The organism is Actinacidiphila sp. bgisy167 (assembly GCF_965342175.1).
GTDB lineage: Bacteria > Actinomycetota > Actinomycetes > Streptomycetales > Streptomycetaceae > Actinacidiphila.
Map to the genome: position 1 here is coordinate 55,168 of NZ_CBDRBL010000007.1, position 17,042 is coordinate 72,209.

The 17,042-nt window shown below is 73.0% G+C and carries 11 protein-coding genes; 6 read left to right on the forward strand and 5 right to left on the reverse strand.

Annotation, left to right across the window (positions count from 1 at the left end):
• Together ACRWND_RS04485 and ACRWND_RS04490 are read left to right on the forward strand one after the other, a co-directional pair.
• The gene (locus ACRWND_RS04485; protein ID WP_431946115.1) at positions 1-1,035 is read left to right on the forward strand and encodes a hypothetical protein; all 1,035 of its coding nucleotides are present in this window, start codon (positions 1-3) and stop codon (positions 1,033-1,035) included.
• A gap of 78 nt (positions 1,036-1,113) precedes the next feature.
• Positions 1,114-2,907 carry a glycoside hydrolase family 3 protein gene (locus ACRWND_RS04490; protein WP_431946117.1) on the forward strand — a complete coding sequence of 598 codons (1,794 nt, stop codon included), beginning with the start codon at positions 1,114-1,116 and terminating at the stop codon, positions 2,905-2,907.
• 199 nt (positions 2,908-3,106) lie between these two features.
• Here the strand turns inward: ACRWND_RS04490 and ACRWND_RS04495 are convergent, their stop codons facing one another.
• Complete coding sequence (locus ACRWND_RS04495; RefSeq protein WP_431946244.1) at positions 3,107-6,883, reverse strand: ABC transporter ATP-binding protein; 3,777 nt, start codon at positions 6,881-6,883, stop codon at positions 3,107-3,109.
• Between the two features lie 385 nt (positions 6,884-7,268).
• Entirely contained in the window at positions 7,269-8,231 is a 963-nt protein-coding gene (speB, locus tag ACRWND_RS04500; protein WP_431946119.1) for an agmatinase, read from the reverse strand.
• Positions 8,232-8,688: 457 nt separating this feature from the next.
• Here speB and ACRWND_RS04505 point away from each other — a divergent pair, with 457 nt between their 5' ends.
• Entirely contained in the window at positions 8,689-9,495 is an 807-nt protein-coding gene (locus ACRWND_RS04505) for a phosphatase (RefSeq protein WP_431946246.1), read from the forward strand.
• A gap of 54 nt (positions 9,496-9,549) precedes the next feature.
• Here the strand turns inward: ACRWND_RS04505 and ACRWND_RS04510 are convergent, their stop codons facing one another.
• Genes ACRWND_RS04510 through ACRWND_RS04520 form a run of 3 tightly spaced genes read right to left on the reverse strand, consistent with a single transcriptional unit; the run spans position 9,550 to position 12,295 of the window.
• Positions 9,550-10,431, reverse strand: coding sequence for an acyl-CoA thioesterase (locus ACRWND_RS04510; protein ID WP_431946121.1), 882 nt, complete (start codon positions 10,429-10,431; stop codon positions 9,550-9,552).
• A gap of 32 nt (positions 10,432-10,463) precedes the next feature.
• Positions 10,464-11,621 (reverse strand): acyl-CoA dehydrogenase family protein, encoded by a 1,158-nt coding sequence (locus ACRWND_RS04515; RefSeq protein ID WP_431946123.1) that lies wholly within the window; start codon positions 11,619-11,621, stop codon positions 10,464-10,466.
• 50 nt (positions 11,622-11,671) lie between these two features.
• On the reverse strand, positions 11,672-12,295 hold the full coding sequence (locus tag ACRWND_RS04520; protein WP_431946125.1) for an SACE_7040 family transcriptional regulator: 624 nt from the start codon (positions 12,293-12,295) through the stop codon (positions 11,672-11,674).
• Positions 12,296-12,436: 141 nt separating this feature from the next.
• On the opposite strand from ACRWND_RS04520, the gene ACRWND_RS04525 reads away from it, so the two are divergent.
• From ACRWND_RS04525 to ACRWND_RS04535, 3 genes are read left to right on the forward strand one after another with little or no spacing between them, the layout of a single operon-like run.
• Positions 12,437-14,065, forward strand: coding sequence for a carboxyl transferase domain-containing protein (locus tag ACRWND_RS04525; protein WP_431946127.1), 1,629 nt, complete (start codon positions 12,437-12,439; stop codon positions 14,063-14,065).
• A gap of 20 nt (positions 14,066-14,085) precedes the next feature.
• On the forward strand, positions 14,086-16,083 hold the full coding sequence (locus ACRWND_RS04530) for an acetyl/propionyl/methylcrotonyl-CoA carboxylase subunit alpha (RefSeq protein ID WP_431946129.1): 1,998 nt from the start codon (positions 14,086-14,088) through the stop codon (positions 16,081-16,083).
• Positions 16,080-17,036 (forward strand): hydroxymethylglutaryl-CoA lyase, encoded by a 957-nt coding sequence (locus tag ACRWND_RS04535; RefSeq protein ID WP_431946131.1) that lies wholly within the window; start codon positions 16,080-16,082, stop codon positions 17,034-17,036. Before ACRWND_RS04530 ends, ACRWND_RS04535 begins: the two co-directional genes overlap by 4 nt.
• The last annotated feature ends 6 nt before the right edge of the window (positions 17,037-17,042 follow it).

Here is a 17,042-nt window from a genome sequence, read left to right on the forward strand (position 1 = left end):
ATGCCACCCATCCGCAGGGAACCGCATCCGTCCCCTCTCCGTCCGACCGGCGTGCTGCCGGGGCCTCTCCGCAAGGCGACGGCCGTCGCGCTGCTGACCGTGTCGCTGACGGCCCTGACCGCCGCCTGCGACCGGCAGCGGCCCGCCGCCGCCCCCGCCGACAACGCCGGAGGCGGCCCCTCCGCCTCCGCGACCGCCACCGCTCCGGTCGGCACGGAGCGGGCGCCGTCCGTCGGGCCGACCGCCGCGTTCGCCACGTCCCCGCCGGTGAACGGGATGCTCTCCACCCGCCGTGTGTACGTCACCGAGACGACGCGCCCGGTGCCCGCCGTGCACACGGTCCTCGACGACGAGCGCGACCTGGGCCGTTTCCCCGGCTACTTCATGGCGTCGGCACCGCAGATCGCCGACGCCATCGCCGAGCGCGCCGCGCGGACCGACTTCTCGCGCTCGGTCCTGGTCGCCTGGAGCCGTACGACCGGCTGCGCCGGCACAAAGGACGCCATGCTCTTCCGCAGCGGCGACCGGCTGGTGCTCGGCCTCGCGCAGCAGCCGGGCGGCCCGTGCCTGGCCGCCCACCGAGTCGTCACCGTGTTCGAGGTGCCGCGCGACCGGATGCCGAAGCGGCCGCGCTTCGCGCAGGAGGCGGACCCACTGGCCGATCCGCCGGCTCCGGGGCGCACGCTGGCCTTCGGCGGTCTGGAGGACACGCGGGAACCGGGCGGCGGCCGACGCGCCGCCGAGGTCACCTCGGCCCGGCAGCTCGACGCCTTCCTCGCCGGTCTGCCCCGCACGGGGGCGGCCGCGCTGCGCGAGCAACTGGCGCGGCAGCCGCGGCGTACGGACGAGCGGCGCTTCGCCTTCGTGCTGACGGGCTGCCGGCCCACCGGGGCCGCTCTGGCCATCGGCCGGCGGGAGATCTCGGCTGCGCCCACCGGGGACGAGCACATCCGCTGCATCCAGGCCCAGAGCTTCGCCGCGGTGCTCGCCGTGCCGTCCCGTCTCGTGCCCACGCGTGTCCAACTCATTGACTGACAATTATTTTCCGGCTAAGCGTGTCTGCTCGAAGATTTCTTTCAGTGCTCCGCCTCCTCCTGCCGGAAGGAGTCCGTCATGCACAGCCGTCCCCAACCGTCCCGCCGCACCGTGATCGGTGCCGCCGCGGCCGCCTCCACCGCCCTCGCCCTCGGCGTCCCGGGCACCGCGAGCGCGGCCACGGCAAACCACACACGCGTCCGCGCCCTCATCGACCGCATGAGCATCGAGGAGAAGGTCGGCCAACTCTTCGTCATGCGGGTGTACGGCCATTCGGCCACCGCCCCCGATCCGGCCGACGTCGCCGCGAACCAGGCCGAGATCGGGGTCTCCAACGCCGCGGAGCTGATCGCCAAGTACCACGTCGGCGGCATCATCTACTTCGCGTGGGCGCACAACACGCGCGATCCCCACCAGATCGCCGACCTCTCCAACGGCATACAGCGGGCCTCCCGGATCCCGCTGCTGATCTCCACCGACCAGGAGCACGGCGCCGTCGCCCGGATCGGCTCCCCCGCCACGCTCTTCCCGGGCGCGATGGCGCTCGGCGCGAACGGCAGCGCCAGGGACGCCCGGCGGGCCGCGGCCGTCGCCGGGGCCGAACTGGCCGCGATGGGCATCACCCAGGACTACGCGCCGGTCGCCGACGTCAACGTCAACCCCGCCAACCCCGTGATCGGGGTGCGCTCCTTCGGCGCCGACCCGAAGGCCGTGGCCGCGCTCGTCGCCGCCCAGGTGGAGGGATACCAGCGAGCCGGTGTCGTCGCCACCGCCAAGCACTTCCCCGGGCACGGCGACACCGGTACCGACAGCCACTTCGAGCTGCCCGTCATCACGCACTCGCTGGAGGAGTGGCGGCGCCTGGACGCCCCGCCGTTCCGCGCCGCGATCGCCGCCGGGATCGACTCGATCATGACCGCGCACATCCTGGTGCCCGCCCTCGACGACTCCGGCGACCCCGCCACACTCTCCCGGCCGATCCTCACCGGCATCCTGCGCGAGGAACTCGGCTACGACGGCGTGGTCGTCACCGACTCGCTCGGCATGGAGGGCGTACGCCAGAAGTACGGCGACGACCGGGTCCCGGTGCTCGCCCTCAAGGCCGGCGCCGACCAACTGCTCAACCCTCCGGACCTGGAGACCGCCTGGCAGGGAGTGATGGCCGCCGTGAGGTCCGGTGAGCTCACCGAGGAACGCCTCGACGAGTCCCTCACCCGGATCCTCACGCTCAAGGCGCGGCGCGGGCTGCTCGACGACCCGTACGTCACCCACCGCGGTGTGGACCGGGTGGTCGGTGTCCGCGGCCATCTGGCCGAGGCCGACCGGATCACCGAACGCAGCGTGACCCTGCTGGCGAACAGCGGGGCGCTGCCGCTGCCCGCCCGGAGCCGGCTGCTGGTCGTCGGGGCCGACCCGGCCGCGCCCTCGGGCACCGGCGGCCCGCCCACAGCAGTGCTCGGCACAACCTTGTCCGGCCTCGGTCACGCCACGCACGTCCTGCCGACCGGGACCGCGCCGGAGCAAGCGGTCATCGACCAGGCAGTGGCCGCCGCGCGGGACAAGGACGCGGTGGTGGTGGCCACGTACAACGTCACCGGGGCGTCGACGGGTCAGATCGCGCTGGTGGCCGCGCTCGTGGCGACCGGGGTGCCGGTGGTGCAGGTCGCGATCCGCAATCCCTACGACGTCGCCCGGCTCGACGGTCCGGCCGCCGCGCTGGCCGCCTACGGCTGGACGGACGTGTCGATGCGGGCGGCGGCACGGGTGCTGGCGGGCAAGGTACGGCCCAGCGGGAAGCTCCCGGTGGCGGTGCCTGCGGCGGACGCCCCGTCACGAACCCTCTACCCCGTGGGCTGGGGCCTGGGGTATTGACGACGCGCCGCGACGTCGCGGTTCCCGGGTCCCGGCCGTCCGGCCCGGGCGGGCGGCGGGGCCGACGGGCGTGCGATGCGCCCGTCGGCCCCGCACGCGTCCGCACCACTCGGGCATGGGGTGCGGTGCAGTACGCGGCCCGGACCACCGGTCCGGGCCGTGCTGCGGCTACGCCTACGGCTGCCCGCGCGAGGACGTCCTAGACGACGGCCTCGCTGTTCTCGTCCTCGCCGACGAAGGTGCGCCACAGCTCGGCGTAGCGGCCGTCGGCGGCGAGGAGTTGCTCGTGCGTGCCGTCCTCGACGACCCGGCCGTGGTCGAGGACGACGACCCGGTCGGCGCGCGCGGCGGTGGTGAGCCGGTGGGCGACGACCAGGGTGGTGCGGCGGACGGCGAGCCGGTCGGCGGCCTGGTTGACCAGCGCCTCGGTGGCCAGATCCAGGGCCGCTGTGGCCTCGTCGAGCAACAGGACGTCCGGGTCGACCAGCTCGGCGCGGGCCAGGGCGATCAACTGCCGCTGCCCGGCGGAGAGGTTGCGGCCGCGCTCGGAGACGGTGTGCAGATAGCCGCCGTCCAGGGTGGCGATCATGTCGTGGGCGCCCACGGCACGCGCCGCCGCCTCCACCTCGGCGTCGGTCGCGTCCATCCGCCCGTAGGCGATGGCGTCGCGGACTGTCCCCTCGAAGAGGTACGCCTCCTGCGGGACCACGCCGAGCCGCTGCCGGTAGCCGGTCAGGTCGAGTTCGCGGATGTCCTGGCCGTCGACCAGGACGGCGCCCGAGGTCGGGTCGTAGAACCGGGCGACCATCTTGACCAGAGTCGACTTGCCCGCCCCCGTCTCACCGACGAAGGCCACCGTCTGGCCCGCGGGGATGCGCAGATCGATCCCGGTCAGCGCCTCGGCGCCGTCCTCGGTGTAGCGGAAGTGGACGTCTCGGAAGGCGATCTCGCCGCGCAGCCTGCCGACGTCGCGCGGGGACTTCGCGGGCGGGGTGGTGGTCGGCGTGCGCAGCAGCTCGCGGATGCGGCCCAGGGACACCGACGCCTGCTGGTAGCCGTCGAAGACCTGGGAGAGCTGCTGGACCGGTGAGAAGAACAGGTCGATGTAGAGCAGGTACGCCACCAGGGCGCCGGCGGTGAGGGTGCCCACGCCGATCCGGTGGGCGCCGACGATCAGGACCAGGGCGGCGGCGACACTGGACAGCAGCTGCACGAAGGGGAAGTAGACCGAGATCAGCCACTGGCCGCGCACCCGTGCCTGGCGGTAGGCGTCGCTGCGGCCGGCGAACCGCTCGGCGCCGCCGCGCTCGCCGCGGAAGGCCTGCACGACGCGGAGGCCGGCGACGTGCTCCTGCAGGTCGGCGTTGACGACGCTGACCCGTTCCCGGGCGAGCTCGTAGGCCTTCACGGACTTGCGGCGGAAGACCCAGGTGGCGACGAACAGCACGGGCAGGGTGGCGAAGACGATCAGGGCGAGCTCGACGTCGATCACCAGCAGCGCGACCAGGATGCCGAGGAAGGTGAGCACGCTGACCAGCGCGGTGACCAGGCCGGTCTGCAGGAACGTCGACAGCGCGTCGACGTCGGTCGTCATCCGGGTCATGATGCGGCCGGTCAGCTCGCGCTCGTAGAAGTCGAGGCCGAGCCGGTGCAGGTGGGCGAAGATCTTCACGCGGAGCATGTAGAGCACGCGCTCGCCGGTGCGGCCGGTCAGGCGCGTGGAACCCCACTGCGCGACCCACTGCGCGGCGACCACGACGAGGCCCAGCAGCGCGGCCGCCCAGACGGCGCCGAGAGCGGCCTGCCGCACACCCGAGTCGATGCCGTGCCGGACCAGGACCGGCAGGAGCAGCCCGGCCAGCGCGTCCACGGCGACGAACACCAGGCTCAGCAGCAGGGGTCCCCGGAAGCCGCGCAGCAGACTGCGCAGACCGAAGTCCTTCTCGACGGCGGCCGCCGCCTCCTCGTCGACGTCCGGGGTGTCCAGGGCCGGGGGCAGTGCCGCCACCTGGGCCAGCAGCTCCGGGGTGGCGGGCATGCCGGCCATGGCCGCGGCCATGCCTCCCGGGCCGCCGCGCACGGCTGCCGGGGAGGGCCCGGCCTGGGCCCCTCCGGTGTCCTCGCCCCGGTGCCGCCGGTCCTGCGGCCACAGGGCCGGGGTCACGCCGCCCACGGCGGGCCGCTCGGCGCCGGTTCCTGCCGCCGAATCGGCGACCGTGCGCTCGCCGGACCAGTCGGTCAGGGGCACGACCTCACCGGCGGGGTCGTGCGTGACGACGTCCGAGCCGAGCTCGTCGGGGTCGGTGAGCAGACGCCGGTACAGGGCACAGCGCGCCTCCAGCTCCTCATGGGTGCCCACGTCCACCAGGCGTCCGGCCTCCAGGACGGCGATCCGGTCGGCGAGGGCGAGAGTCGAGCGCCGGTGGGCGATGAGCAGAGTGGTGCGGCCCGCCATCACCTCGCGCAGCGCGTCGTGGATCTCGGCCTCGACACGGGCGTCGACGGCGGAGGTCGCGTCGTCGAGGACGAGCAGCCGCGGGTCGGTGAGGATGGCGCGGGCCAGGGCGACGCGCTGGCGCTGGCCGCCGGAGAGGGTGAGTCCCTGTTCACCGACGACGGTGTCGTACCCCTCGGGCAGGGCACTGATGAACTCGTCCGCCTGGGCGTGCCGGGTCGCGGTGAGGACCTGGTCGTCGGTGGCGTCGGGGTGGCCGTAGGCGATGTTGGCGCGCACGGTGTCGGAGAACAGGAAGCTGTCCTCCGGCACGAGCCCGATGGCGTCGCGCAGGGAGTCGAAGGTGAGGTCGCGCACATCGTGGCCGCCGACGCGGACGGCGCCGCCGGTCACGTCGTAGAAGCGGGGCAGCAGCAAGGAGACCGTCGACTTGCCGCTGCCGGAGGCGCCGACGACGGCGACGGTCTCGCCGGGCTCGACGGTGAGCGAGAAGTCGTCCAGCACGGGGCGGGTGCGGTCGTAGCCGAAGGTGACGTGGTCGAACTCGACGGTGGCCGGGGCCTCGGGGGGCAGCTGCTCGCTGCCCTCCTCGAGGCTGGGCCGGGTGTCGATCAGCTCGGTGACGCGCTCGACGCCGGCCCGGGCCTGCTGGCCGACGGTGAGCATCATCGTGAGCATCCGCACCGGCCCGGTCAGCTGCGCGAGGTAGGTCGAGAACGCGACGAAGGTGCCGAGGGTGATCTGGCCCTGTACGGCCATCCAGCCGCCGAGCGCCAGCATCCCGACCTGCCCGAGCGAGGGCACGGCCTGCAGGGCGGGGCTGTAGCGCGCGTTGAGCCTGACGGTGCGCAGCCGTCCCGCGAAGAGCCGCTCGCTGACCGCGCGCAGCTTGGACATCTCCTGCTGCTCCTGGCCGAAGCCCTTGACGACGCGAACACCGGTGACCGAGCCGTCCACGATGCCGGCGACGGCGGCGGCCTGGCCCTGGGCGTACCAGGTGGCGGGGAAGAGCCGCTTGCGGCTGCGGTCGGCCAGGAACCACAGGGCGGGCGCGACGGCGAGTGCGATCACGGTGAGCAGCGGCGAGAGCACGAACATCACGACGAGCGACAGCAGGAACAGCAGCACGTTGCCGATCATCATGGGAGCCATGAAGAGCAGGCCCTGGATGAGCTGCAGGTCGCTGGTGGCCCGGCCGACGACCTGACCGGTGTTGAGCTCGTCCTGGCGTGCGCCGTCCAGCCGGGTGAGCGAGTGGAACATGTCGGTGCGCAGGTCGTGCTGGACGTCGAGGGCGAGTCTGCCGCCGTAGAAACGACGCAGGAATGTCAGCAGGTAGACCGCGACCGCCGCAGCGACCAGCACGAACGCCCAGGGCGCGAGCGGCTTGTCGTGCTTGACGATGACGTCGTCGATGATCAGCTTCGGGACGAGCGGCACGAGGGCCATCACGGCCATGCCACCGAGCGAGGAGCCCAGCGCGAGAGTGACGTTCCCCCGGTAGCGCCAGCAGTAGCCCATCAACCGCCGCAGCCACCCCCCGCCCGGCGCGGCCTCCCCGGACTGCCCGGTGCGCCCGGCCTGTCTGGACTTCGCTTCCTCGCCCCTCGTCGCCACCCGGTGTCCTCCCGTTCCGTACTTTGCGCCGGAGGATCACAACACCCCGCACCGCTGATTTCATCCTCCCGCGACAAAACTACGACGAGGGTCTGACAGCGCTCGGTCCCGGGTCTCACGACGAAGGGTGCCGAAACGCTTCTTCAGCGGCGGGAACAGGGCGGTGACGCACGCGCGTGGCGCTCCCCGCCGCCCCTGCGCGCGTGCGGCGGGAAGGCGGCAGGAGGAGACGGGCGGGCGGCGGCCCGACGGCGGGGAGCCGGCGCCGGGCCGCCGCCGCCTCGCCCGCTCAGGCGCGGTCCGCCGCGATCCGCCGGGTCATGATCGTGGTCAGTTCGTACGCGGTGTGGGAGGCCGCGACGCTGGTGATCTCGGCGTGGTCGTAGGCCGGGGCGACCTCGACCACGTCGGCGGAGACCAGGTTGCAGGAGGCCAGACCGCGCAGGATCTCGAGCAGCTCGCGGGAGGTGATGCCGCCGGCCTCGGGGGTGCCGGTGCCCGGGGCGTGGGCCGGGTCGAGGACGTCGATGTCGACGGAGATGTAGAGGGGGCGTCCGCCGATGCGCTCGCGCAGCTGCTGGGCGACCTCGTCGGCGCCACGCCGGTAGACGTCGGCGGAGGTGACGATGCCGAAGCCCATCTTCTCGTCGTCGGTGAGGTCCTGCTTGCCGTACAGCGGGCCCCGGGTGCCGACGTGGGAGAGGGCCGAGGTGTCGAGGACGCCCTCCTCCACGGCCCGGCGGAACGGGGTGCCGTGGGTGTACTCGGCCCCGAAGTAGGTGTCCCAGGTGTCGAGGTGGGCGTCGAAGTGGAGCAGGGCGACCGGGCCGTGCTTGCGGGCCATGGCGCGCAGCAGGGGCAGCGAGATGGTGTGGTCGCCGCCGAGGGTCATCAGGCGTGCGCCCGTGTCGAGCAGGTCGTCGGCGGCGGCCTGGATGGTCTCGACGGCCTCGTTGATGTCGAACGGATTGGCGGCGATGTCGCCGGCGTCCGCGACCTGGGCGAGCGCGAAGGGCGAGGCGTCCTGCGCCGGGTTGTACGGACGCAGCAGGCGGGAGGCCTCCCGGATCGCGTTGCCGCCGAAGCGGGCGCCGGGACGGTAGGAGACGCCGGCGTCGAAGGGCACGCCGACCACGGCGACGTCGACGCTGCCGACCTCGTCGAGGCGCGGGAGCCGCGCGAACGTGGCGGGGCCGGCGTACCGCGGGGTGCGGGAGGAGTCGACGGGACCGCGCGGTTCGGTGCTGCTCATAGGTGACTGCCTTCTTCCCTGCGCCTTATCAGCTTCTGCTCGTTTTGTGACCTTATCCGACTGGCATGGGGCGGCGTCGCGTCGAGAGCAGTCCGCATCCCGGCCGGACAGCCGATGGTCCGGCGCACGGCCGCCGCTCCCCCGGGCTTCTCCCGCGGTGACGATAGATGGCCGGGCAGCAGCGCTGAAGTGTACGTTTCCTCCCCCCTCACCAGACCGGACAGAGGAATCGCACATGACTCCCCCGCGTCAGGACCTGGCGCCGCCCCTGCCGCCGATCTCGCTCACCACTCTGCTCGCCCTGCCCGACCTCGGGCTGCGCCAGGTCGCGGGACCGTCCACCGCCGACCGGGACGTCCGCGTCCAGTGGGTGCACGCCACTCCCGGCGCCCGGGTCGAGGTAACGGACCGGCGTCGATCGGCGGCCGCCCGCACGCACGTCCGACGGCAGGTGACAATGGGGGGCATGCTGCCCCATGTCACCGTGCCGTCCCGCAAGGCCCTCGCCGACCACCTCGTACGCACGCGCATAGCGGGCGACGTCGCCACCCCCCGGGAGAACAACCGCTCCCACTACCGCAGACTCGCCGAGGGCGACCGCCACTACTGGCTCGGCCTGGAGTTCGGCGACCGCTGGACGGACGAGGAGGCGGTGCTGGCGGTCATGGCCGAGCGCTGCGGGGTCGTGGCCGACCCCGGCCACCTCCAGGGGCAGGACACCATCGACCCCGAACTGACGATCGGCGCCCTGGACCGCGCCGCCCGGATGATCTGCAAGGCCATGGAGGGCGGGCGGCGCGTGCTGTTCGCCACCGGCCACCCCGGCGGCCTGCTGGACGTCCACCGCACCCTGGCCGCCGCCGTACGGGAGGCCGGGGCGGAGGTCGTCGCGATCCCCGGTGGGCTGTCCACCGAGGAGGGCGGCGTCTTCCAGTTCTGCGACGTGGCCATGCTGGAGCGCGGCGCCACCCTGTGGCACACCCACTCCCCCGGCCCGATGGCGGCGGTCCTGGACGCCCTGGCCGCGCAGGGCCGGCCGCTGCCCGACCTGGTCGTGGCCGACCACGGCTGGGCGGGGTGCGCCGGGCAGCGCGGCATCGACGCGATCGGGTTCGCCGACTGCAACGACCCGGCGCTCTTCCTCGCGGAGGCGGAGGGCACCGTCGCGGTGACCGTCCCGCTCGACGACCACGTCACCGATCCGCGCCACTACGACCCGATGACCGCCTACCTGCTGGACGCCGCGGGCCTGACCGGCGCGTAGACGGCGCCCCGGGGCGCCGTCCTCCCGGTGCCCGTGGGACTGCGGCCCCGAGGCTCAGTCCCGCGGGACCCGGACGACGCCCTCCTGGATGACGGAGACGGCGAGTCGTCCGTCCTGAGTGTGGATGCGCGCGGTGCCCAGCCCGCGTCCGCCGGAGGCGGAGGGGCTCTGCTGGTCGTACAGCAGCCATTCGTCGGCCCGGAAGGGCCGGTGGAACCACATGGCGTGGTCCAGGCTGGCGCCCACCACGTCGCCCACCGCCCAGCCACCGCGCCCGTGGGCCAGCAGCACGGAGTCCAGCAGCGTCATGTCCGACACGTAGGTGGCGAGGCAGACATGGAGCAGCGGGTCGTCGGCGAGCTTGCCGTTGGTGCGGAACCACACCTGGGAACGGGGTTCGCTCGGCCCGTTCCCGGCAGCAAGGAACGGCGGGGCGCCGACGTAGCGCAGGTCGACCGCGGCGCGCGCCTCCAGCAGCCGCTCCACGACCGAGGGGCCGGGGAACCGGTCCCGGTGCTGGAGCAGCAGTTCCTCGCTGGTGGGCAGGGTCTCCGGATCCGGCGCCGGCGGCATCGGCTCCTGGTGGTCCAGCCCGTCCTCGTACGTCTGGAAGGACGCGGACAGGTGGAAGATCGGCTGTCCGTGCTGCACCGCGACCACCCGGCGGGTGGTGAAGGAGCGGCCGTCGCGGATGCGGTCGACCTGATAGACGATCGGCGCGCCCGGATCCCCCACGCGGAGGAAGTAGGCGTGCAGGGAGTGGGCGTCGCGTCCCTCCGGGACCGTGCGCCCCGCCGCGACCAGCGCCTGTGCGGCGACCTGGCCCCCGAAGACGCGGGGGACGACGGCGGGGCGGCTGGCGCCTCGGAAGATGTCCTGCTCGATCCGTTCCAGGTCGAGCAGTTCGAGCAGGGACTGCAGTGCGCGGCTGGTCACGTGTGTCTCTCGGGGGCGGGCGCTCGGTGCGGTCACAGCCCCATCGACTTGGCGATGATCGTCTTCATGACCTCACTGGTGCCGCCGTAGATGCGGTGCACGCGGTTGTCCGCGTACAGACGGGCAATGGGGTATTCCAGCATGTAGCCGTAGCCTCCGTGCAGTTGGAGGCAGCGATCGATGACCTTGGCGGCTGTCTCGGTGCAGAAGAGCTTGGCGCGCGCGGCGTCGGCCGCGGTGAGGTCGCCCTGCTCGTGCGCCTCCAGGGCGCGGTCGACGACGGCCTGCATGGCGTCGACGTCGGAGGCGCACTCGGCGAGCGTGAACTTGGTGTTCTGGAACTCGGCGACGGCCTTCCCGAAGACCTTGCGGTCGCGCACGTACTGGGTGGCGAAGCGGACGGCGGCGTCGGCCTGGGCATAGGAGCCGACCGCGATCGCGAGGCGCTCGACCGGCAGATTGTGCGCCAGGTAGGAGAAGGCCCTGCCCTCCTCTCCCAGCAGGTCCGCGACGGGGACCTTGACGTCGGTGAAGGACAGCTCCGCGGTGTCGGAGGTTCGCAGGCCGATCTTCTCCAGCTTGCGTCCGACGGCGTAGCCCTCGCTCGCGGTGTCGACGGCCAGGATCGACAGGCCGTGGCGGCGGTCCTCCGGGGTGGCGGGCGAGGTGCGGCAGACGACCAGCACGCGATCGGCGACCACGCCGCCGGTGATGAAGGTCTTCGCGCCGTTGAGGACGTAGTGCGTGCCGTCCTCGGAGAGCCTGGCGGTGGTGGTCATGCCGGCCAGGTCCGAACCGGTGCCGGGCTCGGTCATGGCGATGGCGGTCATCATCTCGCCGCTGACGAAGTCCGGCAGCCAGCGCTTCTTCTGCTCCTCGCTCGCGAACTCGAGGATGTACGGGAGCACCAGGCCGGTGTGCACGCCGCTGCTGCCGAAGCTGACGCCTGCGCGGGCGCACTCCTCGGTGACCACGGCGCTGAACTTCCAGCCGGTGACGCCGGCGCCGCCGTACTCCTCGGGTACCTCGATGCCGAAGATGCCCAGCTCGCCCAGGCGCCGGTAGAAGTCGCGGGGCGGGTGCCCAGCCTCCTCCCACTCGGGGTAGACGGGCACGACCTCGCTCGCGATGAAGTCCCGGATCATCTCCCGGAAGGCCTCGTGGTCCTCGTTGAACACCGTGCGACGCACTGGGCGCCTCCTTCGCAGACCGAACCGCACACCGAGCGATAAGCAAGCGCTCAGTAAGTTACGTCCCGGTCGTGCGGGCTGTCCAGAGCGGCGAAGGCCCCCAGGGCGAGCCGGTGCAGCAGCCCCGCGGTCGCCGCCCGCCCGGGCAGGCCCCCGTGGGAGCCGAGGTGCGGGGTGGAGTTCAGCAGACCGAAGACCGCGTGCACGGCCGCCCGGACCTCGGACTCGGCCGCCCCGGGGTACACCTCGCTCACCACCGCGACCCACTGCTCGACGTACTGGCGCTGCAACTGGCGCACGAGCTTGCGGTCGGAGTCGCGGAGCCGGTCCAGCTCGCGGTCGTGGAGGATGATCAGCGCCCGGTCGTCCAGCGCGAAGTCGATGTGGCCGCGGACCAGGGCATCCAGGGCGGCGGCTGCGCCGTCAGCCTCGGCGACGCGCATGCGGCCCGCCGCGTGCAGCCGGCCGCTGATGCCGACGAGCAACTCGGCGAGCATCGCGTCCTTGCCCGCGAAGTGCCGGTACAGCCCCGGGCCGCTGATGCCGACGGCCGCCCCTATCTCGTCCACGCCGACCCCGTGGAACCCGCGCTCGGCGAAGAGCCGAGCTGCCTCCCTCAGGATCTGGTCGCGCCTGCCACTGGCGGCCCTGGCCGCCGTCCTTGTGGGCTCCACACCGCACCTTTCCGCGAGCCGTCCGGTCTGCGGACGCCTCCCGCGATCTCATCGTCCTACCATTCTAGACAGCCGCGTTAACGACCGCTAACGTGGTGGAGGACACGTTAACGACCGCTAACTCATCCGGGGGCCCGTGACATGGAAGCACCCGTCCTCGCCAGCGCCGCGGAACCGGCGAGCGAGGCCTACCGCGCCAACGAGAAGGCGCACGCCGAGCTCTCCGCACGGCTGCGCGAGAAGCTCGCCGCGGCCGCGCTCGGCGGCGGCGAGAAGGCCCGCGCCCGGCACACCGCGCGCGGCAAGCTGCTCCCCCGCGACCGGGTGGACGGGCTGCTCGACCCCGGATCGCCCTTCCTGGAGCTCGCCCCGCTGGCCGCCGACGGCATGTACGAGGGCCAGGCCCCGGCGGCCGGCGTCGTCGCCGGGATCGGCCGGGTCAGCGGCCGCGAGGTCGTGATCGTCGCCAACGACGCCACCGTCAAGGGCGGCACCTACTACCCGATGACGGTCAAGAAGCACCTGCGCGCCCAGGAGATCGCCCTGGACAACCGCCTGCCGTGCGTCTACCTGGTCGACTCCGGCGGCGCCTTCCTGCCGAAGCAGGACGAGGTCTTCCCCGACCGCGACCACTTCGGGCGGATCTTCTTCAACCAGGCCACCCTCTCCGCCCGCGGCATCCCGCAGATCGCCGCCGTCCTCGGCTCCTGCACCGCGGGGGGCGCCTACGTCCCCGCCATGAGCGACGAGGCGGTGATCGTCCGCGGCCAGGGCACGATCTTCCTCGGCGGCCCGCCGCTGGTGAAGGCCGCCACCGGCGAGGTGGTCACGGCGGAGGAGCTCGGCGGGGGCGAGGTGCACTCCCGCACCTCGGGCGTCACCGACCACCTGGCCGAGGACGACGCCCACGCGCTGCGCATCGTGCGGAGCATCGTGGCGACCCTGCCCGCCCGCGGCGCACTGCCGTGGACGGTCGAGCCCGTCGAGGAACCCGCCGTCGACCCGGCCGGGCTCTACGGCGCGGTCCCGGTCGACCCGCGCACCCCCTACGACGTCCGCGAGGTCGTCGCCCGCCTCGTCGACGGCAGCCGCTTCGCGGAGTTCAAGGCCGAGTACGGCACGACGCTGGTCACCGGCTTCGCCCGGATCCACGGCCACCCCGTGGGCATCGTCGCCAACAACGGCATCCTGTTCTCCGAATCCGCCCAGAAGGGCGCGCACTTCATCGAGCTGTGCGACCAGCGCGGCATCCCGTTGCTCTTCCTGCAGAACATCTCGGGCTTCATGGTGGGCCGGCAGTACGAGGCGGGCGGCATCGCCAAGCACGGTGCCAAGATGGTCACCGCGGTGGCCACCACCCGGGTGCCCAAGCTGACCGTGGTCGTCGGCGGCTCCTACGGCGCGGGCAACTACTCGATGTGCGGCCGCGCCTATTCACCTCGCTTCCTGTGGATGTGGCCCAACGCCAAGATCTCCGTGATGGGCGGTGAGCAGGCGGCCTCGGTGCTGGCCACCGTCAAGCGCGACCAGATCGAGGCGGCCGGCGACAGCTGGGCGGCGGAGGAAGAGGAGCGTTTCAAGGCCCCCATCCGCGCCCGGTACGAGGAGCAGGGCAACGCCTACTACGCGACGGCACGGCTGTGGGACGACGGGGTCATCGACCCCCTGCAGACCCGTCAGGTGCTGGGGCTGGCCCTGACCGCCTGCGCCAACGCGCCGATTCCGCAACGCGATCCACAGGCGCCGGGCTTCGGCGTCTTCCGGATGTAGGGGGCACTGAGATGTCAGCGATGTTCGACACCGTCCTGGTGGCCAACCGCGGCGAGATCGCCGTCCGCGTCATCCGCACCCTGCGGCAGCTCGGGATCCGTTCGGTCGCCGTCTTCAGCGACGCCGACGCCGGGGCCCGCCATGTCCGCGAGGCCGACACCGCCGTGCGCATCGGCCCGGCCGCGGCCACCGAGAGCTACCTGTCGATCGACCGGCTGCTCGAGGCGGCCGCCCGCACCGGTGCCCAGGCCGTGCACCCCGGTTACGGCTTCCTGGCCGAGAACCCCGCCTTCGCCCGTGCCTGCGCGGACGCCGGTCTCGTCTTCGTCGGGCCGCCCGCCCGGGCCGTAGAGCTCATGGGCGACAAGATCCGCGCCAAGGAGACCGTCAGCGAGGCCGGGGTCCCGGTGGTGCCGGGCAGCAGCGGGAGCGGGCTCACCGACGAGCAGTTGACGGCCGCCGCCCTGGAGATCGGCACGCCGGTGCTGCTCAAGCCCTCCGCCGGCGGCGGCGGCAAGGGCATGCGCCTGGTGCGCGACCCGGACCTGCTCGCCGAGGAGATCGCCGCCGCCCGGCGCGAGGCGCGCGGCTCCTTCGGGGACGACACCCTCCTGGTGGAACGGTGGATCGACCGTCCCCGGCACATCGAGATCCAGGTGCTGGCCGACGGCCACGGCAACGTGGTGCACCTCGGCGAACGCGAATGCTCACTGCAGCGCCGCCACCAGAAGGTGATCGAGGAGGCCCCCTCGGTCCTGCTGGACGAGGCGACCCGGGCGGCCATGGGCGCCGCCGCCGTCCAGGCCGCGCTGTCCTGCGGTTACGTCGGCGCGGGCACCGTGGAGTTCATCGTCCCGGGCGCCGACCCGTCCGCCTACTGCTTCATGGAGATGAACACCCGCCTCCAGGTCGAGCACCCGGTCACCGAACTGGTCACGGGGCTGGACCTGGTGGAGTGGCAGCTGCGGATCGCCGCGGGCGAGCGGCTCTCCTTCGGCCAGGACGAGGTCGCCCTGACCGGCCACGCGGTCGAGGCCCGGATCTGCGCCGAGGTGCCCTCCCGCTCGTTCCTGCCCTCGGCGGGCACCGTGCTGGCGCTGGGCGAGCCCGGCGGTGAGGGCGTGCGCGTCGACTCCGGACTCCTGACGGGCAGTGAGATCGGCACGTTCTACGACCCCATGCTCGCCAAGGTCATCGCGCACGGACCCGACCGCCCGACGGCGCTGCGCCGGCTGCGGGCCGCCCTCGCCCGGACGACCGTGCTGGGCCTGGAGACCAACACCGGTTTCCTGCGCCGTCTGCTGGCCCATCCCGACGTCGTCTCCGGCGAGCTGGACACCGGTCTGATCGACCGGGAGCTCGCGGGTCTGGTGCCCGCGGAGGTCCCCGCCGAGGTGTACGCGGCCGGCGCGCTGCTGCGCCACGCGGCCCTGGAACCGACGGCCGACGGGGGCTGGCGGGATCCCTTCTCCGTGCCCAGCGGCTGGCGGCTCGGCGGGCAGCCTGCCTGGACCGACCACTGGCTGCGCGTGCCGGGGTCCGAGGCCGTGCGGGTCCGCGTCCGCGGCAGAGCCCAGGAGGCCGAGGTGCGTATCGGCGAGGCCGCCGCGGTGAGCGCCCGGCTGTTCCCCGGCACCGGGCAGCGGATCACCCTCGAATGGGACGGCGTCACGCATGCCTTCGAGCACGCGGACGACTGGTTCGGCAGGGACGGCGACTCCTGGGCCCTGCAGCCGTACGACCCGGTCGAAGCCGCGCTGCGCGGCGCCGCGGGCGCGGGCGGCGTGGACACCCTCGCCGCCCCCATGCCGGGCACGGTGACCGTCGTCAAGGTCGCCAAGGGCGACAAGGTCACCGCAGGCCAGAGCCTGCTCGTGGTGGAGGCGATGAAGATGGAGCACGTCATCACCGCCCCCCACGACGGCACCGTCACCGAGATCGACGTGACCCCGGGCGGCACGGTCGCCATGGACCAGGTACTCGTCGTCGTCACCCCGCACCAGGAGGAGGTGGCATGACAGCCGTCGAACGCACCGCGGGTCTGCCCATGTCCGTGCCGATGGACGGGCTGCCGCGGCAGGTGCGCGTCCACGAGGTCGGGGCACGCGACGGGTTGCAGAACGAGAGGGCCACGGTGCCCACCGAGGTCAAGGCGGAGTTCGTGCGCCGCCTGGCCCGCGCCGGGCTGACCACGATCGAGGCGACCAGCTTCGTGCACCCCGCATGGGTGCCCCAACTCGCCGACGCCGAGCAGCTGATGCCTCTGCTGCACGATCTCGGCGGCGGCGTCCGGTTGCCCGTGCTGGTGCCCAACCGGCGCGGCCTGGATCGGGCTCTGGCCCTGGGGGTGCGCGAGGTCGCCGTCTTCGGCAGCGCGACCGAGTCCTTCGCGAAGGCCAACCTCAACCGCACGGTCGACGAGTCGCTGGAGATGTTCGCGCCGGTCGTCGCCACCGCCAAGGAGGCGGGAGCGAGGGTGCGCGGCTATCTGTCGATGTGCTTCGGCGACCCCTGGGAGGGCCCCGTGCCCGTCGCGCAGGCCGCCGCGGTGGCTCGCCGGCTCCACGACCTGGGCTGCGACGAGCTCAGCCTCGGCGACACCATCGGCGTCGCCACCCCCGGTCACGTCGTGGCGCTGCTGGACGCCCTCACCGGCCTGGGCGTGCCTGTCGAACGACTCGCCGTCCACTTCCACGACACCTACGGCCAGGCCCTGTCCAACACCCTGGCCGCCCTCCGGCGCGGCGTGACCGTCGTCGACGCATCCGCCGGCGGCCTCGGCGGCTGCCCGTACGCCAAGAGCGCCACCGGGAACCTCGCCACCGAAGACCTGGTCTGGATGCTCGACGGCCTCGGCGTCGAGACCGGGGTCGATCTCAGCCGCCTCACCGCCACCAGCGTGTGGATGGCGGAGCAGTTGGGCCGACCGAGCCCGTCCCGTACCGTCCGCGCCCTCTCCCACCAGGAGTGACCCTGC